Raw genomic sequence first — 23,777 nt, forward strand, 5'->3', positions numbered from 1 at the left:
TATGTACTATTATGATACGAAGAGAGATTCCACCGGATTGTGGATAGAAGAAAATAAATATAGGCAGAAATATACAAAAAAATCGGAATCCGTATTTACAACAGAAAATGGGTACATGGGAATAAGAGGAACACAGGATTTTCCCACAATTGCGGAATGTAAGGGAATGTTTGTGAGAGGTTTTTTTTCAAAGGCAACAAAGGATGAAGTTGTTGAGTTGATTAATTGTCCTAATTTGTCAGAGGTTTATATTACCACAAAGGGAAAGGTCATAAGCTTAGATACCTGTAAAATAGAAAATTACAACAGAAAGTTTAATGTGGAAACGGGAGAGCTGGTTTTTCAGTGTGATTTTCTCTTAGAAAATAATATAATAAATATAAAATCAAGACGATTTGTTTCTTACAGTGATTTACATCTGTTTTGCCAACAGTTGGTAATAACATTAGCTGATGGAAATGATTTAGATATGGCTGTAAAGGTAGGCATAAACGGACAGATGACAAACAGCGGTGTGGCACATATCAGAAAAACTGAGTGCGGGGTACGCAATAATACTGTTATGGAGTATATTGGGAATACAGATGATTCAGAAATTGATATAATGATGGCACTAGATTATGAAGGAACAGATGACGCTAAAAATTACGGTCTTGAAAGAAGAAGCATATACGAAAAAAGAAAAATAAAATTAGTAAAAAATAAACCGGTTACACTAACAAAATATGCAATGGTATTTACCAATGTGGAAGAACCGGATATTACAAAAACAGATAAAATAAGCAGAATAATTGAAAACAGAAAAAAAGGATTTGCAAAGCTTTTTGATGAGCATTTACAGGAAGTCTATAAGTTTTGGAAAAATGCAGAAATAAAAATAGATGGCATATCAGTAGAGGACGAGGCGGCAATAAAGTACTCACAGTTACAGTTGTTTGGAATGATACCAAAAGATACGGATAGAGTGAGTATTGCAGCAAAAGGTCTTTCAGGTGAAGGATATAAGGGGCATGTATTTTGGGATTCTGAAATATATATGTTGCCGTTTTTCTGCTATACCAATCCTGAAATGGCAAAAAGATTACTTATATACAGATATAATGGTCTTTCAGGAGCATTTAAAAAGGCAAAAGAATACGGCTATAAAGGAGCGATGTATCCATGGGAAAGTGCCTTTGAAGGAAAGGAAGAAACTCCTTTGTTTGCAGCACTTAACATAGAAACAGGAAAAGCTAATCCGGTATGGTCAGGCAGGAAGGAGCATCATGTTAGTGCCGATATTGCCTATGCCATAATAAACTATTACCATATGACTAAAGACGAAGAATTTATGCACAAATATGGATATGAAATGTTAATTGAAATATCTAAATTCTGGGAGAGCAGAAGTGTAGAAAAAAATGGCCGTTTAGAAATATTGGATATAATAGGTCCTGATGAATACGATGAACATATTGATAATAATACATTTACTAACTATATGGCTAAGTATTGTGTGGGACAGACGTTAATAGAATTAAAGAAATTAAAAGAAAATGATAATAACTTTTATGAAAAGTTAAGTGATAAAACAAAATATGAAGATAATATTTTAGGTTTAGAAGAGTTTGTACGAAATATATATATTCCTCAGGTTAATAAAGATGGAATTATTCCTCAGGATGATACATTTTTGTCAAAGAAGGAGCTGCCTGATATTGACAAATATAAAAATTCCCAGGTAAAGCAGTCGGTGTTACTGGATTACACAAGGGATCAGGTAGTGGATACGCAGGCAATAAAACAGGCAGATGTGGTAATGCTGTTGAATTTATTCCCACAATTATACAGCCCGGATATTGTGAAGAAAAATGTTTTGTTCTATGAAAAAAGAACTTTGCATGATTCATCCCTAAGTTACTGTGCACACGCTCAGGCATGCGCTAATATTGGAGAGTTGGACATGGCACAAAATTTCTTCAAAAAAGCACTTGAGGTGGATTTAGTAGATAATCCATATGATTCCACAGACGGACTTCATGCAGCAGCCATGGGGGGCATTTATAATTGCCTTATACAGGGATTTGCAGGGGTATCCGCTGATGATAGTGCATTGTACATAACCCCTCATCTTCCAAAGGAATGGAAAAAAATGGAGTTTGTGGTAATGTACAAAGGTTGTAGGCTTGAAATAAGGGTTAGTCATGATAAAGTTGATATATATAAAACAGGTGATACATCATATCCATTATGTATATCAATAAACAATAACATAATGACAATGGAAGCAAACCAGCAGCAGTTGTCAGCATAAAAAGATTAGTTTGTTAAAGGGAGTAACCTATGAAGATTGTTTTGGCATCAGATTCCTACAAGGGGAGTCTTAGTTCCACACAGGTTAATAATATAGTTGCACAGCAGGCACAAAAGGTGTTTGGAAAATGTGATATTAAGAAAGTACAAATGGCCGATGGAGGGGAAGGAACTCTGGCAGCGGTTTTAGAAACAGACAAAGATTACCGGAAGGTAGAGGTTAAAGTTTCTGACCCTTTAGGCAATGTTATTACAGCATCATATATTATGAAAAAGGATGTTGCAGTTATAGAAATGGCTGAGGCTTCAGGTCTTACTTTGGTACCATCAAAGCTGAGGAATCCTTTAAATGCTACATCAAAGGGAACGGGGCAGTTAATTGCTGATGCACTGAAAAATGGAGCAGTGAACATATACATAGGAATAGGTGGAAGTGCCTCAAATGACGGTGGAATGGGAGCCATGACTATGTTAGGATATAGGTTTTTAGACCAAAATGGCAACGAACTAAAAGGAACCGGTGGGGATTTGGAGAAGGTTGTGGCGATTGATGATAAGTCGGTTATGCCTGAACTTAAAAAGGCTAAGTTTACTGTTATGTGTGATGTAACAAATCCTCTTACGGGAGAAAAGGGTGCAACCTATGTTTTTGGCCCGCAAAAGGGTGCTGATGATGAAATTGCAAACAGGCTTGAAAGGGGAATGCTTAATTATAGCAAAGTTTTAAGTAAATTTTTAGGCAGAGATATTTCCAGTCTTCCGGGAATGGGAGCAGCCGGTGGAATGGGAGCTGCATTGTACGCCTTTACCGATTCAAAAATGGAGTCGGGAATACGGGTTTTACTGGATTTAAATGATTTTGACAATTTGATTAAGGATGCAGATATGGTAATTACCGGAGAAGGAAGAACTGATGAACAGTCAGCCGGCGGAAAGGTTGTATCAGGAATTGCCAAAAGATGCAAGGAAAATAAAACACCGCTGTATGTGCTATCAGGTAGTCTCAGCGGTGATTTGGAAGAACTATATGACATGGGGGTTACCGGCATGCAGGCATGTGTATGTGATGTAATTGACATATCAGATGCTATGAAAAATGCACAGGTTTACTTAGAAAGGGCAGCCGGAAGGCTGTTTAGGATAATAAAGGCAGATTAGGTTAGACAATCAAAAACAACATCCACCCCGGGGCAGATGTTGTTTTTTTTACATTATTTATTTACCATATCCTATTTATTAGTAGCAATAAACCGGATATCCTTTGAAGACCAGAAACTTGGTGAAACATTTATTTCTATTTCCTTCCAGTCAGTTGGAACCTGGTATGCAATGACACCTTCCATTTTTTTGCCGGCAGCAATGTCACCGTCTAGCTGATTATATTTCTTTGCTTCAGGAGCCTGAAGACCCATAATATCTTCATTCATTGAAGTATCATCATAATATGCTTCAAAAGAAGCAATAGAACTCATGGTGATAGAGCTGTCGGAATTGTTTTGGATTTTAAAAATGCAAATAGCAAATTCTTTGCCCTCATCAGGCTGGATAATTTCATCGCCCTTTGAAATAATTACTTTTTCAAGAGTTACCTGAACATCTTTGTATTCAGCAGTTTCACCTACCTTGAAACTGGTTTTGGCTTCAGTTTCTTTCTCCTCTTTTTTGGAATTATCATTAGTAACCTTTGAATCTTTAGAATCAGTTTTAACCTGATGAACGCTGTCATCAGAGCCGCCACCGGCAACTGCTGCAATTATTGCAATTGCCACAATCACAATAATAATCCATTTCAACTTTGATTTTTTCTTTTTTTCTTCCATAACTTATACCTAGTCTTTCTAATGCATAAAGTCTGCTGTGAAAGACACAAACACTTAGAGTGAAAAATGTGTTTGCTTTATCCTTTCCCTTATTATTAGTTCACTCTTTAAAACATATGGAAATTTTAGCCTACAGTATGGAAGAAATGTTATGCCGGCAGCATAATTTAGCAATTATTCGATAATTTTCTCCTCCATGTCATGTAAAAGAATGTTGGTATCAATTAAATTGTAATGCTGTTCTAAGGAAAAATGGATTATGCTGTCACGCTTAATACGGGGATATAAAATGCTGTGGTCAGACAATTTTAAAAGTCGGTTTGTGGCATCGGTATCTAATCCCATTGAAATGGAAAGGGCAAGAACCTTATTTCTTGAAGGTTTTTTGGAACCACTAAAAATCTGATAGGCGTAATTTTTTTGAATATTGGATTTTTCTATGACCTGTGCTTTGGTCAGATTGCAATTATTCAGACATTCCGTTATGTATTGTACAAAGGTGGTATTTTTTATATCCTCAGTGTTATCTTCAATAAATTCTTCGATATTGTTATAATTTTTTAGTATTTTTAATAATTCATCAGTTGATTTCATAAAAAGAGCCTTTCTTATTTTCAAAATATATTTTTTAAAGTATACTTTATTTATCATATATCACAGGTAAATAAAAAATCAATACAATGCAGTAGAAAAATATTGAATTAGTTGATTTGAAAAACATTTGAATGGAATTAAAAATATGGACGTTATAGAGGATTATTATTTAAAAAAATATGAACAATTAAAGGTGCTGGCTGATACAAATAAATGCAAAACCCTGTTAATGAGAAACGTAGATACAGGGCAGCTGGTTGTAAAAAAGATAATGCATAAAGCAGCTTTTGACATATACAAAGGTCTTAAGGAAATTAAAAATAAAAACCTAGTTAGGGTTTACGAATGTTTTATACAGGGGGATGAATGTGTCGCTATAGAAGATTATGTTAATGGCAAGAGATTTGATGATTATTATCAGGGAAACAGGCTGACATTGCAGGAGGCAGTGACTAGGGCAGAGGAGCTTTGCAACGGCTTAAAAGCCATACATGAAAAGGGCATAGTTCACCGTGACATACAGCCTAAAAATATAATAATAAGCAATGAAGGGACTTTGAAAATCATTGATTTTGACATATCAAGAAAAGAAAACCATGAGAAGAGCAAGGACACGGAATTGCTGGGCACTGTGGGATATGCAGCACCTGAACAATATGGATTTTCCCAGACAAGCAATAGAAGTGACATATATTCAGTCGGGGTTGTGTTAAAGGAATTTTTTGAAAATCAGGGATTACTTTTCAACGAATATCTTGAAGAAATAGTAAATAAATGTATGGAAATAGACCCTAAAAACAGATTTAGTGATGTAAATGAGTTGATGGTGGAATTATCTAAGGTAGCGGAAATGGATGAAAGCCACAATGAATCTGACAAAATTATGCCAAAGACTTTGGATACTTCGCCAAAGAAAACGGAAACCTTATCCAAACCTGAGGTGGATTTATTAAAAAAAACGGAAACTTCATCCAAACCTGAAAAGAAATTATTAAAGAAACCGGAAAAAGGTCAAAAGACCGGGAAAAATTCAACAAAAAATACACCTCAAAAGGAATTGCCACCTATTACGTTTAAATATCTGCTGGATACCATTCCGGGATTTAGGCGCAGAAAAATTGTACCAATGATTATTTCTACCATTGTGTATGTCTGGTTAATATATATTTATGCTACAGTAGCTTTAGACTACAAGGGTATGAACATACCTAGAAGTATCCTGGTAACTATTGTGGCTGAGGCAACGGTAATTATACCGTATATATATTTAACCAATATTGCAGATATAGCAAGCAGATTGCCAAGAAAAACTTTTAGAAGTAAAAGGCGTGAAATATGCTACAGAATATGTATGGCTATATTTTTATTTTTGATTCTCGCTTTAATATTGGGATTTTTATTGCCGGGGGAAAAACCGGGCTAATAAGGTAGCTCCCTTTTGCCACTCATAAACTGCAAAACTTTTCTTTTTTCGGTTTTATTCTTTATTATATCAGGCTGCCAATTGTTGGTATCTCCGGTATACACGTAACATGGAATTATTTTACCGGCTTCATTAGTCAGCTTTCCGCCTCTGACAGTTAAAGTATGCTGATATATTATTGTGCGGTTTTCAGGGTGGCGGTTGCCACCAAAAATAAAGTTCCCAAGGGAATAAATAATGGTTTTGTTGTTATATTTCTCCATAGGCTGAAGTACATGAGGATGGTCTCCCATAATCAAATCAACACCATAATCCACAAGTTCGCGGCAGGCATCTATTTTCCATTGCTCCGGTTTATGGATGGCTTCTGTTCCACCATGAAAATACAAAATCTGGTAATCACTTTTTTTAGATGCATTATCTACTGCCTCTTTAATGGAAGGAATAGCATAAGTTCCATACATGCTGGCACATATTATTCCGATTTTAAAACCATCTTTTTTGTAGTAGACAATTTTCCCTTCCTCACCCCATTTAACATTGGCTGTATCAAGGGCATTGCAGGTATCTTCATGTCCCTTTGCACCATAGTCATTTATGTGATTATTGGAAATAGAAACAAAATCAATTCCACCTTCCCTTAAAATATTGGCATTTTTTGCCTTACTTTTAAACCAATAAGCTTCAACTTTTGGGTCGGCATATTGACCTTTGTCGCTAACCTTTAAATTCTTTGAGTCAGAAAACACGTTTTCGCAGTCTCCAATGGTGAAATCGTCTGAAAGAAAATAAGAGCTTACTTTTTCAAAAAAATAAAAAGCAGGTTTTACGTCAGCCACATCGTTAAAAGTATTTTCGTAATAAGCATTTTCATCTGTGGCACAAAGACAGTCCCCAATAAAGCTAAGGGTAATAGTTGTGTCAGAGGATGTGGTTTCTTCTAAAGATGTAGTTTCAGAAACAGTAGTATTAGTAGTGGTCACTTTTTCAGTTATCCTATTGTCAGCTTTCTGGTCAACCTCAGTTACAGGCTCATGTTTTAAATGGTTAAAAGCAAAAAGAACAAGGATACATAATCCTACAAATACAGGTACCTGAATTAAATATTTTTTCATATAATAATCCCTTTCATTGTTTTTAATTATAGAAATATCTGTTTATTTTATAGTACCATAAATATTAACATAAGTGTTGGCAGAAAATAAAATATACGTTATACTTTTAGAGGTGCTTTTTCCATAAAAACAGCGGAATTCAGAAAAGGGCACCTAATTAGGGAAAAATTAATCTAAGAATGGAGATTAACAATGGATATAAACATAAAGCAACAGATAGAAAACAGAAGAACCTTTGCCATAATATCCCATCCGGATGCAGGAAAAACAACTCTTACAGAGAAATTTCTTTTATACGGAGGAGCCATAAATACAGCAGGTTCCGTTAAGGGAAAGGCAAATTCAAAGTATGCGGTTTCAGACTGGATGGATATAGAAAAGGAAAGAGGTATCTCTGTAACATCATCAGCCCTTCAATTTGATTATGAGGGATACTGCATTAACATATTAGACACACCGGGACATCAGGATTTCTCAGAAGACACATATCGTACATTAATGGCAGCAGATTCAGCAGTAATGGTAATTGATGCGTCAAAGGGTGTTGAGGCACAGACCATCAAGCTTTTTAAAGTATGTGTAATGCGCCACATTCCTATTTTTACATTTATAAATAAAATGGATTTAGAGGCAAGAGACCCTTATGAATTATTAGAAGAAATTGAAAATGTGTTGGGAATTAAAACATGCCCTATTAACTGGCCTATTGGTTCAGGTAAGAGATTTAAGGGAGTTTACGACAGAAACACCAAGAATGTGTCAATGTTTCAGGCAGTTTCAGTTGGTGGCTCAAAAAGTGCTGCAGAAACTACATACAGCGTAGAGGATGAGGCATTAAAGGCGGAAATAGGGGATGATTTGTATGACCAGTTAATGGAGGATACGGAGCTTCTTGACGGAGCCAGCGAACCTTTTGATCAGGAACTTGTAGATAAGGGAGAATTGTCACCGGTATTTTTCGGTTCAGCCCTTACAACTTTCGGTGTGGAAACATTCTTAGAGCATTTTCTCAAAATGACGGAATCTCCATTGCCTAGAATGTCAAATGAAGGATTAATTGACCCGGTGGAAGAACCTTTTTCAGGATTTGTTTTCAAAATTCAGGCAAATATGAACAAGGCACATCATGACAGAATTGCCTTTATGAGAGTGTGTTCAGGAAAGTTTGATGCCACAAAGGATGTATATCATGTGCAAAGTGGCAAAAAAATGAGATTATCCCGTCCGCAGCAAATTATGGCCCAGGACAGAAAAGTAATAGATGAAGCCTATGCAGGTGATGTTATGGGTGTTTTCGACCCGGGAATTTTCTCCATTGGAGATACCATTTGTTCACCGGGAAGAAAGTTCGCATATGAAGGCATCCCTACATTTGCACCGGAGCATTTTTGCAGATTAGTGGCATTAGATTCCATGAAACGTAAGCAGTTTATGAAGGGTGTAACCCAGATAGCCCAGGAAGGTGCAATTCAGATTTTCCAGGACTACAATTTGGAAATGTCAGAAATAATTGTAGGAGTTGTAGGTGTTCTTCAGTTTGACGTGCTGAAATACAGAATGGAAAATGAGTACGGCTGTGACGTAAGATTGGATTCACTTCCTTATAATTATATTCGATGGGTTAAGGATCAAAGCACTGACCTTAACAGTTTAAAGTGTCCTAGTGATACAAAGAAGGTAAAAGACATGAAGGGCAATCCTCTTATTTTATTTACTAATGAGTGGTCAATAAAAATGGCTTTAGACAGAAATGAGGGGCTTGAATTTATGGAATTTAGTAAAAATTAATAATAATGTGAATGTTAAAATTATGTAAACCACATTAAAAACTGAAAGGAAAATAATATGTCAAAAGAAACAAAATTTACGGGAACAGATACTTATGTGGCATCAGATGATTTGATGGCATCTGTTGAAGTGGCAATGCAGCTTCAGAAACCTCTTCTCATAAAGGGAGAGCCGGGAACAGGTAAAACCATGTTAGCAGAAGCCGTGGCAAAATCTTTGGACAAGGAGCTTCTTATATGGAATATTAAATCTACAACCAAGGCACAGGATGGTCTTTATATTTATGATACTATCCAGAGATTGTACGACAGTCAGTTTGGGGTAGAAGGTGTAGATGATATAGGAAGATACATTAAACTTGGAAAATTAGGGGAGGCATTTAAGAAAGACAGGCAGGTGGTTTTGCTTATTGACGAAATAGACAAGGCTGATTTGGAATTTCCTAACGATTTGCTTTGGGAATTAGATAAAATGGAATTTTACATTAACGAAACAAAGGAAACCGTAAAGGCAAAAATAAGACCTATAGTTATTATTACTTCAAATGCAGAAAAGGAACTACCTGACGCATTTTTAAGACGTTGTATATTCCATTACATTAGCTTTCCTGATAAAAAGCTCATGAAACAGATAGTTGATGCCCATTTTGAAAACCTTGAAGAAAACCTTCTTCAGCAGGCATTAGATACATTTTATCGTATAAGGGATATCAGGGATATAAGGAAGAAACCTAGTACATCTGAATTTATTGACTGGTTAAGAGCCCTTGCAATAGGCGGTGTAAATCCTGAGGATATAGACAAAAAACTTCCGTTTTTAGGTGTACTTGTTAAAAAAGATGAGGATTTAGAAACTGTTAAAAGACTAAGCATTTAAAGGAGAATTTATGTTTACTTCTTTTTTCTATACAATGAAAAGTAATGGCCTTGATATATCAACCACGGAATGGCTTACCCTGATGGAAGCCCTTGATAAGGGGCTGGCCAATTCCAGTTTTACGGATTTTTATTATCTTTGTAGAACTATTTTTGTTAAAAACGAAGGGGATTATGATAAGTTAGATGCTGCTTTTCTGGAATATTTTAAAAATATAAAAGAAGACAAAATTAATATGGATAAAATTAACCAGTGGCTTCATAATGGCAGTGACTTAGAGGCTAAAATGACTAATCCGGAATTGTTTCAGGATACAAGAACCAAAAAGGAAGCTAAAGAGGTTCACAGAATGTTTCGTGAAAGACTGGCAGAACAGCATACGGAACATAACGGAGGAAAGTATTGGATTGGTACCGGCGGTGGTTCTTTTTTCGGAAAGAACGGAAGAAATTCCGGAGGTATTCAGCTAGGAGACAAGGCAGGAATGAAAACGGCATTTGCCGTTATGGGTGAACGCCGTTACAAGGATTTCAGACGTGACAAGAAGCTTACTATGAGACAGTTTCAGGTGGCACTTAGGGAGCTTAGGCAGTATTCACGAAAGCTTGATTTGCCAAAGACAGAGCTGGATATAGATGGCACCATTGATTCTACCTGTAACAGAGGCGGGTATTTAAAGTTGGAGTTTGAGCAGCCAAGGAAGAATACTGTTAAGCTGATGCTGCTTTTTGACAGCGGTGGTTCCATGTATCCTTACAGCGAAATGTGCAATGAGCTTTTTCAGGCAGTTCACAAGGCTAATCATTTTAAGGATGTTAAAACCTTTTATTTCCATAACTGCATTTATGCAAAGTTGTACAAAACTCCTGAGTGTGTTTCAGGAGACTGGATAGATACAACCTGGGCATTTAAAAATTATGACAAGGAATACAAAGTCATAATAGTAGGAGATGCAGGAATGGCTGAGGAGGAATATTTAGACAAAAACGGCAACTACAGCGGGCCTAATAACGGATTGTCAGGTCATGAGTGGATGCAGCTGTTTAAAAAGAAATATCCTCACTGTGTATGGCTTAATCCGTCCTTTCACGGAGATTTGTCGAAAATGTACTGGATGAAGTCGGAAAATATGATAAAAGAAATAGTGGATATGTACCCTCTGTCCGTTGACGGACTGAAAAGAGCAATAAAAAAATTAATGTCAGACAGGTAGTTTGTTACTTATTATTACGGGACAAAAACATTTTTGTATGTTTTTGTCCCATTTTTGCACTTAATTGGTTGATGAAAACAAATAAATGCAACTTTTTTGTACAAAGTAGACAAATTGAAATGTGAAAATAAAACTAAATTTACGAAAATGACGGAGAAGACGTAAAAACATTTTTATCTTATGGAAATTTAATAGGATAGTCTATATAATTTTAGTATACAAATTTTATTTCATGTAAATAAAAAAATGGAGGGAAACATGACATATTTTAAGAAGATGGGGAGGAGAGTATTGGCAATGACAATGGCTGTGTGCCTAAGTCTTGGACTTATTTGCGGTATTTCATTTGTAGGAAATACTGTAAAGGAAGTTAAGGCTGCCGATACAGGTTTTACAAAGAATGATTTTCTTAAATGTAACGGTACTTACATCAAAAATAATTACGGCAAAGGAAGTAACGTTTATTTAAGGGGAACTAACGCAGGAGGAGTTTTCGTTCAGGAAAGCTGGATGAATGCAACTAACGCAGGGGATTACAAAACTACAATGGCTACGTTAAAGAACAGATTCGGAGAAAGTACAATGTATAATCTGTTGGATTTATACGAGTCAAACTATTGGACAGAAGCAGATTTTGATAATTGTAAAAACCTTGGAATGAGCGTTATAAGAGTACCATTTACTTATATGAATCTCTACAGACAAAGCGGAAATTCCTGGGTACTTAAAGACAATGCCTTTAGCAGACTTGACTGGTTTGTAGAGCAGGCATCAAAGAGAGGCATTTATGTAATACTTGATTTACATGGTGCTTTTGGTTCACAGAACGGACAGGATCACTCAGGGGAAGTGATTGATAATGTATCTGATGTTACATTTTTCTCAAATGACACATTGAAAAATCAGACATTGGAACTTTGGAAGGTAGTAGCTGCAAGATATGCAGGCAATCCGGCTGTTGCTGCATACGACACATTAAATGAGCCTGGTGAAAAAGCAGGCACAACTAATTCAAAGCATTGGGCATTTTACAATCAGATGTACAATGCAATACGCTCCGTTGACCCGGATCATATAATTATTATGGAATCATGTTGGGGAACATCAAATCTCCCAAATCCAAGTACATATGGATGGACTAACGTAATGTACGAATACCATCATTATCCATGGGATTATCAAAGTGATTTATCAGGACAGAAAAATGCAGTTGATAATCTTGTAAACAGCGTAAATAATGCAAACTACGGGGTACCTACATATATAGGTGAGTTTACATGTTTTGATTTACAGGATGGATGGACATACGAACTTGACAAGTTTAATAAAGAAGGATGGCATTATACATCCTGGTCATACAAAACCACCAATTCAGGTTCATGGGGCATTTACAAAGAAAAGACTACAGATAAGGTAGATATTTGGAATGACTCAGAAGCAACCATCAGAACCAAGTGGGGAGCAGCATCCTTAGGAACAGGTGATAAAGGCTCTAACGGTTTAGTATACAATGTAATGAAGGTTGCATTGCCTGGAACAGTAGTTATGGCAGATACAGCTCTTACAGATGACAGTTATTTTTCAATTAAGACAAATATTAACGGAAAATATGTATGTGCTGAAAATTACGGTACGACAGCACTTATATCAGACAGAACATCTGCGGGAGAGTGGGAGCAGTTCAGAGTAGTATATAACTCAGACGGAACAGTATCATTCCAGTCAAGGGCAAATAATAAATATTTATGTGCCGTGTTTGATGATACAGATACTGAAAATCCTATTCTTCCAAGAAGCAACAACATTGGAACATGGGAAAAATTCTATGTAGAACAAAACAATGATGGAACATATTCCCTTAGAACATATGTAAATAATTATTATGTTCAGGCAGATATTAATGATACAAATGCAGGAATATTACATGCTATAGGTACATCTGTGGGAACATGGGAAAAGCTGACATTTGAAGCAAAAAATTCAGCAGCCCTTCCTAAGGTAAATGGTGGACAGCAGGAAACTACACAGCCTTCAACAGAAGCACCTACACAGGCACCGACACAGAAGCCTACAGAGACACCAACAGAGGAAGAAGCAAGCGTAGATATTCCTACTACAAGTGGAAAATATGGTAAGAACTTTAAGGCAGTAGCTTATTATCCTAACTGGTATGGTGATTTTACATCAAAAGTACAGTGGGATAAACTTACCCACGTAAACTATTCATTTGCGTTGCCAAATGATAATGGAACCATTGATTCAGTATCCGGTTCTGCCAGTGTTATTAACAGTCTTATATCTGTAGCTCATGCTAATGATGTTAAGGTAAATGTGGCAGTAGGCGGATGGTCATATTCAGACGGAAGAGAGTGTGCGAGGGTATTTGAAAATGCAACAAATACAGATGCAAAACGTCAGTCTCTTGCTAATGCAATTCTTGCAATTGTTGACCAGTACGGATTTGACGGTGTTGATATTGACTGGGAATATCCTACAGCAAGTTCAGCAAGTCAGTTTACATCATTTATGAGATATTTAAGAACAGGACTTACATCAAGAGGTAAAGTTCTTACATCAGCAGTTCAGGCTACAGGTGGCACATACCAGACCGATGAAGTTCTTCAGATGGTAGACTGGATAAACGTTATGGCATACGATGGAGATGCAGGCTCAGGACATTCACCATACAGCCTTATTGTAAATTCATACAATTACTGGCATGGAACAAGGGGAATGGATGCATCAAAGGTAGTTCTTGGTGTACCTTTCTATGAGAGACCTAACTGGGCCTCATATGCAGATATAGTTAATGCCAACTCAGCTAATGCATACAATGATTCAGCTGTTATTAATGGAACAACAGTTTATTATAACGGTATTAATACAATGTCCCAGAAGGCAAAATTCGCAGCAGAAAATGCCGGCGGTATTATGATTTGGGAAATCAGTCAGGATACAACTAACTCAAACTTAAGCCTTATGAATGCTATTTATAATTCAGCCACGGCAGTAGTTGGAAAAGGCGGAACAACAGCAACAGTTACAGATATTCCGGGAACCATCAGCATTGATTCCTATGGTGATAAAACATCAGGAATTACAATTAACACAGAAGGAAATGTTAAGTATGCCGGAAATCTTGTTAATAATTCATACTTAGATTACTATATTAAGGCAGCACAGAAGGGAACATATACTATTAATCTTCCGTTAGCAGCAGGGGATGCACAGTATAATGCAAAGAACATTATTGTTAAGTTAAATGATACAGTAGTGGCAACAGTTCCTATTACAGCAAGCAGCTCATGGACAACATTTGTAAATCACACAGCTGATATTACACTTCCTGCTAAGGGAACCTATAAGTTGTCAATAGTTGCAGACAGTGGAGCATGTAATGTAGCTGATTTAACAGTAAGCAAAAAGGCAGAAGAAACAACAGTACCTGTTACGGAAAAGCCGACAGAGGCACCTACTGAGAAACCAACGGAAGCACCAACACAGGCTCCGGAAGATGATTTTACAATTGAAATTAACGGATATCAGATTAGTACAACTGTAGAAGGTCACAGAGTAGTATATTCAGTGGCAGACCCTAATGACGAAGTTGTAAGCTCAGGTTTGGTATATGGTTTGTCAGATTACGCAACAGCAGCAGATATGGTAGTAAACAGTAGCAATAGTTCAGTTAAGTCATATCAGTCAACAGAAGCAGGTAAATGTCCGATTTCATACAGTACCTTTGAAGGTGGACAGAGCTATACAATGACAATGCAGTTTGTAAATACAGAAAAATACTTCAGTGATAAAATGATGGTAAGAGCTTATGCACAGCTTAAGAATGGTAAATATGTGTATAGTGATGTAAAGACATACACAATTTACTCTATTGCAGATACATTGTATCAGGGAAGAAAGATGAATACTTTCTCAGGTCACAGTTATTTGTATGACAAGATATTGAAAGTTGTAAATTCTAATTATAAAGAAATAGACTACAATTGGAATGACATAGTTGTAAAACCGTGGAAATAGAAATTTGAATAAACACGGTAATTAAAAAAGCTGTAGTGTGCGGATAATAACTCCATATGCTACAGCTTTTTAGTACCATAAAACAGTAAGTAGTAACTGTTAATATTACTTCCAAATCTTTATAGTGTTAATAAGTTTAAGTTTGTTTTCATCGCTCATATGTTTAATAAGTCCTATAAGTTCGTTGTCAAGAGCGGTATTTTCGTATTCAGGTTCTACACGACCAACCAGTGAATCAAGAGTAATGTTCATTAACTTAGCATAGTAAATAAGTATTCTAAGTGACATTGCTGTTCTGTTGTTTTCAACATTGCTAATGTAACCGGGAGTCACATTTAAAGCCTCAGCTACCTGAGCCTGTGTTAAATCCATGCTGATTCTTAGTTCTTTAATTTTACCCCCCAGACTTTCGTAATTCATTCTTCTAATCCTTTCAATTAACTTAATAATATTTAAAGTATAAACTGCTTATACGTCACAAGCTAGTATACACTAAAAGAAAAACAATTTGTATATACTAATTATATCTAAAAAATGCTATTGGAAATAATGAAAGTAAAAAAAGGATTTTTTTATTAGAATTATTGGAATAAAAAAGAAAATACAAATAAATTTTATGAAATTTGTACAAATAACTTGATAAAAACGATTTTATTTGTTTATATTAAAGTATATAAATTATGCAAATGTTAAAGGCAAATATTGCCACTTACTAATGTACGAAAGGAACGAAAATTATGAGGATAACAAAAAAGATTACAGCTTATATATTAGCTACAAGTCTGCTATTGTCAGGAATTACTTTCTATAATAATGACCAATCAGAAGTCAAGGCTGCGGTAGGAGACTGGAAAGAAGTATGGAGTGATGAATTTAACGGAACAAGTCTTGATACAAATACATGGACATATGAAATAGGAAACGGAAACTGGGGATGGGGAAATGGAGAAGCGGAATATTACACAGACAGACCGGAGAATATTTCCGTGTCAGATGGTTATTTGAAGATAACTGCAAAGAAGGAAAATTATAAGAATTTTAAATACACATCAGGACGTATTATTTCAAGGGGAAAAAAGAATTTTAAATATGGAAAGATGGAAGCAAGAATAAAGGTGGAAAATGGGAACCAGTCAGGAGTATGGCCGGCATTTTGGATGATGGGTGAAAAAGGTAAATGGCCTGATAATGGAGAACTTGACATTATGGAACATGCCAATGACAGAAATTATGTTGGGGGATGTATTCACTGGAATCCCAACGGATTTGGCGGAAACTATGACCACAGATATCAGGGAGGGGATTACTATTTTAGTGACAATGTAAATAATGGTATTACTAACTGGCATACTTACGGTATTATCTGGGACGAAAAACATATTGAATGGACTGTGGATGGGGTAAGCTATCATACTGAAAAATTCAACAGTAGTAACAGCTATTGTTTTCAGCAGTATCAGTATTTTCTTTTAAACCTTGCTATTGGTGGAACAGGTACACTGTATACAGGAAAGCAGACACCACCTGAGGATTACAAAACAGCAGTGATGTATGTGGATTGGGTAAAGGTATGGCAAAAGGAAGAGGCACCTACCACGGAATACGATGGCCCATATGTTACAGTTACGGAAGATTCTGTAGCAAAATATACCGGCTCATGGTCAGATTTTTTTGGAAGTGGATGGACAGGCGCATCAGGAACCCTTACATCTAACGGAACAATAGCTGATGGATTTACAATTAATGCCACATCAGTGGGAAGAACCGGTGATAAGGACAGCATATGGGGAATACAGGGAAAATTAATGAATCTTAAATATTATCCGGGAAATACATATAAATATAAGTGTACAATTACCTCGGATAAAGATAAAAGAATATTTGTAAAGGTGGCAGATGATGCAGAGGATGCTTTAGCAGGAGGCTACATTACCTTAAAAGCAAATGAACCATATTATTATGAAACAGATGTTAATATTCCTAAGGATTTTGATGGGACAGTAAGTCTTAAGTTTGGTATGGGAATTGCCAATGACGGGGATGTTATTGATGCAGGAAGTTCCCTTAAGGTAAAAGTTGAAAATGTATCTTTTGTTACAACAGCAACAATACCTGATCCTGACTATGTAAACAGTCAGACAACTACGGAGAAGCCAACTGTGGCACCAACAGTGAAACCTACTGAAACTACTAAAAAACAGCAGGAGGAAACTAAAGAAAATATTACGGAAGTTACTACTAAAAAACAGCAGGAGGAAACTAAAGAAAATATTACGGAAGTTACTACAAAAAATCAGCAGACAGTGACTACAACTAAAAATACATCATATAAAGTAACAAAGCCCGGAAAGACAAAGGTGGTAAGAGCCTTAAGAAGTAAAAACAACAAAAAGATAAGTCTTAAATTAAAGAAAATAAAAGGAGCGTCAAAATACGAGATTAAAGTTTCAACCTCAAAGAGATTTACAAAGAAGACAACTAAGAAAGTTGTGATAAAGTCCGTAAAGAAGGTGATTAAAGGATTAAAGAAGAATAAGAAGTATTACATAAAGGCAAGAGCAATAAAGGTTGTTAATAAAAAGCTTTATCCGGGAAAATGGAGTAAAGTTAAAAAAATAAAAAAATGTGAGTTTTATAAAAAACGGAGAGTATAAGTGCAAACTTAAAAATGATAAAATAAAGATATCAATATAGACGATTTAATAAAGGTTGAAAGAAATGTGAAAAGGAAGGGAAAAAACAAATCATTCTTTCAACCTTTTTAATTTGTTTTTGCCATATAAAAATTATGGTGGGATTGGTATCCATGATGATAAAAAAGATAATGGCATGTATTATGTCGGTTTGTATGTTTATGTCAATAATATGTACGGAAAACATAAGCACGGCTAAAGGAGCAGAATCCACAACGGTTTATTTTCTGGCAACCTCTGAGTGGTCGGAAGTTAATGCCTACGTTTATGGAAATGCAGAGGCAGCTTCAACTAATGCAGAAGTTTTAGCGAAAAGTCGGACTTACCGTACTGATATTCAGTCAGAGGCAAGTGGCAGACAGGGTGTGAAATTAAAAAATAATGGGGATTATGTTGAATTTACATTATAAAAGCCGGATATTTTTTAATGAAACCCTTAACAAAGGAGAAAAAATAAGACTTCAAAAAGACTCAGGTAATGAAGCAGAATATTATATTATTGATTTTATAGAGTGTGAGATGACAGAAAATGCCCTGAAAAAACCGGGGAATATGTTTATGGTGATGTACATGATTATTCTGTGTATAATGTAGCAGATTATTTGTATCAGAAAGCATGTTCCACAAATGCAGCAGCACATGATTATCTGTACAATAACATTTTAAAGAAAGTATCGCCGGAATACAAAACAGTAGATTATGACTGGGGAAATACAATAGTTCCGGTAAAATAAAAACAAATATATAACCCCTGATTCTTTTACGGAATTGGGGGTTATATATTTGAAATAACTGTGATAATATAAACAGTAGAAAAAATACAAATGACAAGGAGATAATCTATGTTAAAAGAGTTTAAAGAGTTTGCGTTAAAAGGCAACATGATTGACCTTGCTGTAGGTGTAATCATCGGTGGAGCTTTTAATTCATTAGTGACGTCTTTAGTTGACAACATAATAATGCCTGTTATCAGTATCTTTACGGGAAAAATTGATTTCAGCAATCTGTTTTTATCCCTTGACGGAAAAGAATATGATACGTTGGCACAGGCACAGAAAGCAGGGGCAGCCACTCTTAATTATGGAACATTTATTACAGGACTTTTGAATTTCATAATTATGGCATTTGTGGTATTTTTGCTTGTTAAGGCAATGAACAAGTTAAGAACTCATAATGAGGTGCCACAGGAAGCAACTACGAAAATCTGTCCACATTGTAAGTCGGAAATACACATTGACGCAGACAGATGCCCACATTGTACAAGTAAACTTGATTAGGAAATACCCCCGGTGGAATACAGTTTTGCCGGGGGTATTATAATAAGTATGATTTTAATGGAGAGCAGTTATATGACGGAAAATAAATACAATATAATGATAGTGGAAGATGACAATACCATAGCAGAAAAAATAAAAAGTCATTTGGAAAAATGGGCATATAATGTTTACATAGCGAAGGATTTTGGAAATGTATTAAAAGAAGTATCTGATTTTCAGCCGGATTTAATTTTGTTAGACATAACCCTGCCATATTTTAATGGATTTTACTGGTGCGGGGAAATACGGAAAATGTTCAAAATTCCCATTATTTTTATATCTTCTGCCGATGACAGTATGAATATAGTTATGGCAATGAATATGGGCGGAGACGATTTCATATCAAAACCCTTTGACCTTACGGTACTTACTGCCAAAATATCGGCTCTTATCAGAAGAAGCTACTCTTATGCAGGTCAGCTTAATACCATAGAAAACAATGGGGTAATACTTAATCTTATGGACGGCACCTGTCTTTATAACGGAGAAAAAACTGAACTTTCAAAAAATGAATTTCAAATATTGGCGCTTCTTATGGAAAATTCAGGAAGCGTTGTAAGTCGTGACACCATTATGATGCATTTGTGGGACAGTGAAAATTTTATAGATGATAATACATTAACAGTGAATATAAACAGAATCAGAAAAAAACTAAAGGATATAGGATTAGATGATTTTGTAAAGACAAAAAAAGGGTTAGGTTACATGGTATGTTGATGAAATATTTAAAGGACAGAAAGTTAATATTTATTGCTATTTTATTCTGGATTGCCATATTTTCCGGCGTGTTTGCTTTATGTGGAATAGAGTTTAAGTATGTATGGTACCCCACGGCATTAGGGTGCATGGCTTTGGGTATTTGCCTTGTGGTTGATTTTGTTTGTTATTATAAAAAGTGCCGAAGTCTTACCATGGCAGAAAATAGTATTGATGTAACATTGGATAATTTGCCTAAAACCTCAAATCAGATTGAGAAAATGTACACAGAGCTTCTTAAATTACTGACTAATGAAAAAAACGAAGAAATAAATAATATTCTAAATTCAAAAAAAGAAACAATGGAATATGTTACATTGTGGTCACATCAGATAAAAACTCCCATTACCGCATTGCAGTTATTAGCTAACGATACTGATGAAGAAATCCGGATTGAAATCCTTAACCGGTTGTTTGAAATTGAACAATATCAGGATATGATGCTTCAATATCTGCGACTTGAAGGTGGCGGAAATGACTATGTTTTGGCAGATTATAGTGTAAAAGATATGGTTAATCAGGCAGTGAAATACTTTGCCAGAATCTTTATTTCTAAAGGAATTTCAGTGAAAATACAGGTGGATGAAAGCAGGAAGGTTGTAACAGATGAAAAGTGGATGGTATTTGTCCTTAAACAGCTTATATCAAATGCCCTTAAGTATACTTCAAAAGGGGAAATATGTATATCCTTTGATAATGATGAACTTTTAATTAAGGACTCAGGCATTGGCATTGCAAAAGAGGATTTGCCAAGAATTTTTGACAGGGGATATACAGGTTACAACGGAAGAAAGGACAAAAAGGCTACAGGTCTTGGTTTGTATCTTACAAAACAGATTCTTGACCGGCTGAATCATAAGATAGAAATTGATTCTCAAATAGGTGTTGGAACTCGGGTTTTCATAAAATTTTAGAACAAAAAATTGTATATAATTGGTAATATTTAACATAATTGGCTACTTTTTAAATAGGTTTGACATATGGCTAAAACCCTTGCTAGAATGGACGAAAAGGCAAATTTTAAAGGAGGGAAAAGTCATAATGACAAGGAAAGCAAAGAGAATGCTTGCTAAATTTATGGCCCTTGTAATGGCAGTGACTGTGCTGTCATTTACAGGTGGATTTAGCAGTATGCAGTCTAGCGTGGTTTATGGAGCGGCTGCATGGAACAGCGAAACAATTTACACAGGGGGAGATGAAGTGGAATACAACGGAGCAATTTACAAATGTAAATGGTGGACTAAGGGGGACACACCTTCAAACGGAGGTCCTTGGGAGCTGGTTTCCGGGTCAACATCAGGGGGAGATACAGGTGATTTAGGAAGTCTTAAACCGGGAAAAGCAACAGTCACATTAGACCCACAAATTGGAACAAACGTAAATGGAGTTACACTTCCGTCTAATTATTACAACAAAAAGGTTGTGGGTTATTTTCCAAGCTACGCAATTACATCCCAGGCACATGAATATTTCAATATAGCAGATTTACAGTGGGATAAGCTTACTCATATTCAGTATGCTTTTGGTATTGTTAATAAAGATACATGTGAGCTGGAGGTAGGAGATCCGGAACATGACATTGAAAGTAAGTTTGAAGGCACAACCTTTAAACATGACGGACAGGTAATTAAGATGGATGACTCCCTTGGATACTACGGACAATTTAACATAATGCACACATTAAAGAAAATGCATCCTGATGTAACCGTTCTTATTTCAACAGGTGGCTGGGGAGCATCAGAAGGTCTTTGGTATGCCACACAAAATGAAGCGTCCATGAGAAAATTCAGTGCTTCGGCAGTTTCATTTATTAGAAAGTACGGTTTTGACGGCATTGATATTGACTTTGAGTTCCCGTCAGAAACCCCACAGTCAGGAAATTATACGGACTTTACTGAATCTATAAGATCGGGAATTGCAGACAGATACGCCCAGTTTATAAAAATACTTAGTGAAGATTTAGCTAAGGCATCAAAGGAAGACGGAACATATTATTGGCTTACATCTGCGGTAGCAGCATCATCATGGGTTCTTGGAGGGCAGACAAATTCAGCCTTTTTAGATTACTTGGATTTTGTATCAGTTATGTCCTATGACTTCCATGGTGGATGGAACAATTATGTAGAAAATCAGGCAAATCTTTACGCTGATCCGGCAGATACGGAAACAGCCCAGGTGGACGTTAAAACATTGGGATTTGACTGGGCTTACCGGTTTTACAGAGGAAAAGTTCAGTCTGAAAAGATTTTAATGGGTGTTCCTTATTATACAAGAGGTTGGACAAATGTTTCCGGAGGAACCAACGGATTACACGGTTCGTCAGGTACACCTCTTACTAACAGCGTTGATAATCTTAACTTATGGTGCGATTTAGATGAAAATGGAAAAGAAGTGGCAGCAGGTGCTAATCCCCTCTGGCATGTAATGAATCTTATGAAATCCAATTCAAACTATAAGCGTTACTGGGATGACGTAGGAAAGGTTCCTCATATCTGGAATGCACAAAATAACACATTCCTTACATTTGAAGACACAGAATCAGTACAGGAAAGAATAAATTATGTAAACAACAACAATTTAGGCGGTGTTCTCATATGGGTTATGCACGGAGATTATGATTATGACGAACAGCAGCAGAAATATGTAATAGGTGATACTCTTACATCCATGTTCCATGACCAGTTTAAGGCAAAGGGGGCATCAAAGGTATCATCAGATGTGGATTATACTAATGATACATTAAATTTTAGTGTGGATTTTGGTGGAAAATACGATCATCCAAACTACACATACACAATAAAACTTACAAATAATGAATCTGTGGCATTTCCGGCAGGTTATACTTTAAGTTTTGATTTACCGAAATCCAGTAAATTTACCAGTGCATGGGGGGCAACGGCTACCACGGAAGATAAAGGTGACTTTACAACAGTAACCCTTACATCCACCAGTGCACTTTCACCGGGAGAGTCTGTAGAGTTTACAGGTATGTTAAAATGTTGCTTTTCAGGAGTTAAGAATTTTAAGGTAAACGGATATTCCATGTTAAGTGAGGTAAATAATGAAATAACCAGACTTAACAGAGCATATCTTACTGACAAAAACGGAGGTTCGTCAGAAATTCCAACTGAACCTGAAACAGAGGCACCAACAGAAAAGCCTACAGAAGTACCAACACAGACACCGACAGAAAAACCTACGGAAGCACCTACACAGGTTCCTACAACAAAGCCGGACACAAAAGTTCAGACATCAGTTAAGGGCTACCAGATAAGTACTACAGCTGAAGGATACAGAGTTTTATATAATGTATCAGACAGTGACAATGAAGTGGTAAAAGCAGGTCTTATATATGGACTTTCAGATAAGGCAACAGAAAATGAAATGGTTGTGGGAAGTGGAAATCAGGCAGTTTACGACTATGCAGCAACCAATGCGGGATTACTTTCTAAAAGTGGTGACACATCACTTTATGCCATGACAATGGAATTTGTTAAAACAAAGGCATTTTATCAGGCAGGCATAATGGTAAGACCATATGCACAGTTAAAGAGTGGAGAATATGTATACGGAGATGTAGAATCTTTGAAGGTGTATGACATAGCGGATTCCTTGTATCAGAAGGAGTTAATGCCAAATGAGGCAGCACATTCTTACCTTTATAACAATATTTTAAAGGTATCAGATTCTTCATACATAGAAAAAACATTTAATTATAAAAACATTCTTGTGAAATAGTGACTTCATAACATGATGTAACCAAATTACTTTATTATTACCCAATTTCCCCGGTTACATCACAATATAATACTTCTTTTATTTCGGGTGGAGCTTTAATATGACAAATATTAGGCTC

General features: G+C 36.0%; 18 protein-coding genes. 14 read left to right on the plus strand and 4 right to left on the minus strand.

What is annotated here, in order from left to right; genetic code table 11:
- Position 1 precedes the first annotated feature (1 nt).
- Together DWW68_RS09770 and DWW68_RS09775 are read left to right on the plus strand one after the other, a co-directional pair.
- Entirely contained in the window at positions 2 to 2,293 is a 2,292-nt protein-coding gene (locus tag DWW68_RS09770; protein WP_118589688.1) for a glycosyl hydrolase family 65 protein, read from the plus strand.
- A 29-nt stretch (positions 2,294 to 2,322) separates the two neighbouring features.
- Complete coding sequence (locus DWW68_RS09775; protein WP_118589687.1) at positions 2,323 to 3,450, plus strand: glycerate kinase; 1,128 nt, start codon at positions 2,323 to 2,325, stop codon at positions 3,448 to 3,450.
- 71 nt (positions 3,451 to 3,521) lie between these two features.
- On the opposite strand, the gene DWW68_RS09780 is transcribed toward DWW68_RS09775, so the two are convergent.
- Entirely contained in the window at positions 3,522 to 4,112 is a 591-nt protein-coding gene (locus DWW68_RS09780; RefSeq protein WP_021952533.1) for a DUF5067 domain-containing protein, read from the minus strand.
- 174 nt (positions 4,113 to 4,286) lie between these two features.
- Positions 4,287 to 4,706, minus strand: a complete 420-nt coding sequence (locus DWW68_RS09785; RefSeq protein WP_021952532.1) for a hypothetical protein — start codon at positions 4,704 to 4,706, stop codon at positions 4,287 to 4,289.
- Between the two features lie 145 nt (positions 4,707 to 4,851).
- Between DWW68_RS09785 and DWW68_RS09790 the strand changes: the two genes are divergently transcribed.
- Complete coding sequence (locus tag DWW68_RS09790; RefSeq protein WP_021952531.1) at positions 4,852 to 6,129, plus strand: serine/threonine-protein kinase; 1,278 nt, start codon at positions 4,852 to 4,854, stop codon at positions 6,127 to 6,129.
- On the opposite strand, the gene DWW68_RS09795 is transcribed toward DWW68_RS09790, so the two are convergent.
- Positions 6,126 to 7,244 carry a CapA family protein gene (locus DWW68_RS09795; RefSeq protein ID WP_118589685.1) on the minus strand — a complete coding sequence of 373 codons (1,119 nt, stop codon included), beginning with the start codon at positions 7,242 to 7,244 and terminating at the stop codon, positions 6,126 to 6,128. The genes DWW68_RS09790 and DWW68_RS09795 overlap by 4 nt on opposite strands.
- Before the next feature lie 192 nt (positions 7,245 to 7,436).
- Between DWW68_RS09795 and DWW68_RS09800 the strand changes: the two genes are divergently transcribed.
- From DWW68_RS09800 to DWW68_RS09815, 4 genes are all read left to right on the plus strand, one after another.
- Complete coding sequence (locus DWW68_RS09800) at positions 7,437 to 9,032, plus strand: peptide chain release factor 3 (RefSeq protein WP_118589684.1); 1,596 nt, start codon at positions 7,437 to 7,439, stop codon at positions 9,030 to 9,032.
- Positions 9,033 to 9,089: 57 nt separating this feature from the next.
- Positions 9,090 to 9,908, plus strand: a complete 819-nt coding sequence (locus tag DWW68_RS09805; RefSeq protein ID WP_118589683.1) for a MoxR family ATPase — start codon at positions 9,090 to 9,092, stop codon at positions 9,906 to 9,908.
- Between the two features lie 10 nt (positions 9,909 to 9,918).
- Complete coding sequence (locus DWW68_RS09810) at positions 9,919 to 11,121, plus strand: VWA domain-containing protein (RefSeq protein ID WP_021952527.1); 1,203 nt, start codon at positions 9,919 to 9,921, stop codon at positions 11,119 to 11,121.
- 258 nt (positions 11,122 to 11,379) lie between these two features.
- Positions 11,380 to 15,156, plus strand: coding sequence for a glycosyl hydrolase family 18 protein (locus DWW68_RS09815; RefSeq protein WP_158576871.1), 3,777 nt, complete (start codon positions 11,380 to 11,382; stop codon positions 15,154 to 15,156).
- A 105-nt stretch (positions 15,157 to 15,261) separates the two neighbouring features.
- Here DWW68_RS09815 and DWW68_RS09820 read toward each other — a convergent pair whose 3' ends face one another.
- Positions 15,262 to 15,576, minus strand: a complete 315-nt coding sequence (locus DWW68_RS09820; RefSeq protein ID WP_021952525.1) for a helix-turn-helix transcriptional regulator — start codon at positions 15,574 to 15,576, stop codon at positions 15,262 to 15,264.
- A gap of 317 nt (positions 15,577 to 15,893) precedes the next feature.
- On the opposite strand from DWW68_RS09820, the gene DWW68_RS09825 reads away from it, so the two are divergent.
- From DWW68_RS09825 to DWW68_RS09855, 7 genes are all read left to right on the plus strand, one after another.
- Entirely contained in the window at positions 15,894 to 17,810 is a 1,917-nt protein-coding gene (locus DWW68_RS09825) for a glycoside hydrolase family 16 protein (RefSeq protein WP_118589681.1), read from the plus strand.
- Positions 17,811 to 17,962: 152 nt separating this feature from the next.
- Positions 17,963 to 18,259 (plus strand): hypothetical protein, encoded by a 297-nt coding sequence (locus tag DWW68_RS09830; protein ID WP_118589680.1) that lies wholly within the window; start codon positions 17,963 to 17,965, stop codon positions 18,257 to 18,259.
- 192 nt (positions 18,260 to 18,451) lie between these two features.
- Positions 18,452 to 18,583 carry a hypothetical protein gene (locus DWW68_RS13845; protein WP_279220119.1) on the plus strand — a complete coding sequence of 44 codons (132 nt, stop codon included), beginning with the start codon at positions 18,452 to 18,454 and terminating at the stop codon, positions 18,581 to 18,583.
- Between the two features lie 108 nt (positions 18,584 to 18,691).
- Positions 18,692 to 19,126, plus strand: coding sequence for a large conductance mechanosensitive channel protein MscL (gene mscL / locus DWW68_RS09840; protein ID WP_021952522.1), 435 nt, complete (start codon positions 18,692 to 18,694; stop codon positions 19,124 to 19,126).
- 72 nt (positions 19,127 to 19,198) lie between these two features.
- Positions 19,199 to 19,882, plus strand: coding sequence for a response regulator transcription factor (locus DWW68_RS09845; protein ID WP_021952521.1), 684 nt, complete (start codon positions 19,199 to 19,201; stop codon positions 19,880 to 19,882).
- Positions 19,876 to 20,835, plus strand: coding sequence for a sensor histidine kinase (locus DWW68_RS09850; protein WP_118589678.1), 960 nt, complete (start codon positions 19,876 to 19,878; stop codon positions 20,833 to 20,835). The genes DWW68_RS09845 and DWW68_RS09850 overlap by 7 nt, the downstream gene beginning before the upstream one ends.
- A 127-nt stretch (positions 20,836 to 20,962) precedes the next feature.
- Complete coding sequence (locus tag DWW68_RS09855) at positions 20,963 to 23,659, plus strand: glycosyl hydrolase family 18 protein (protein ID WP_118589677.1); 2,697 nt, start codon at positions 20,963 to 20,965, stop codon at positions 23,657 to 23,659.
- The last annotated feature ends 118 nt before the right edge of the window (positions 23,660 to 23,777 follow it).

Source organism: Eubacterium sp. AF16-48, assembly GCF_003479405.1.
Taxonomy (GTDB): domain Bacteria; phylum Bacillota; class Clostridia; order Lachnospirales; family Lachnospiraceae; genus Eubacterium_G; species Eubacterium_G segne.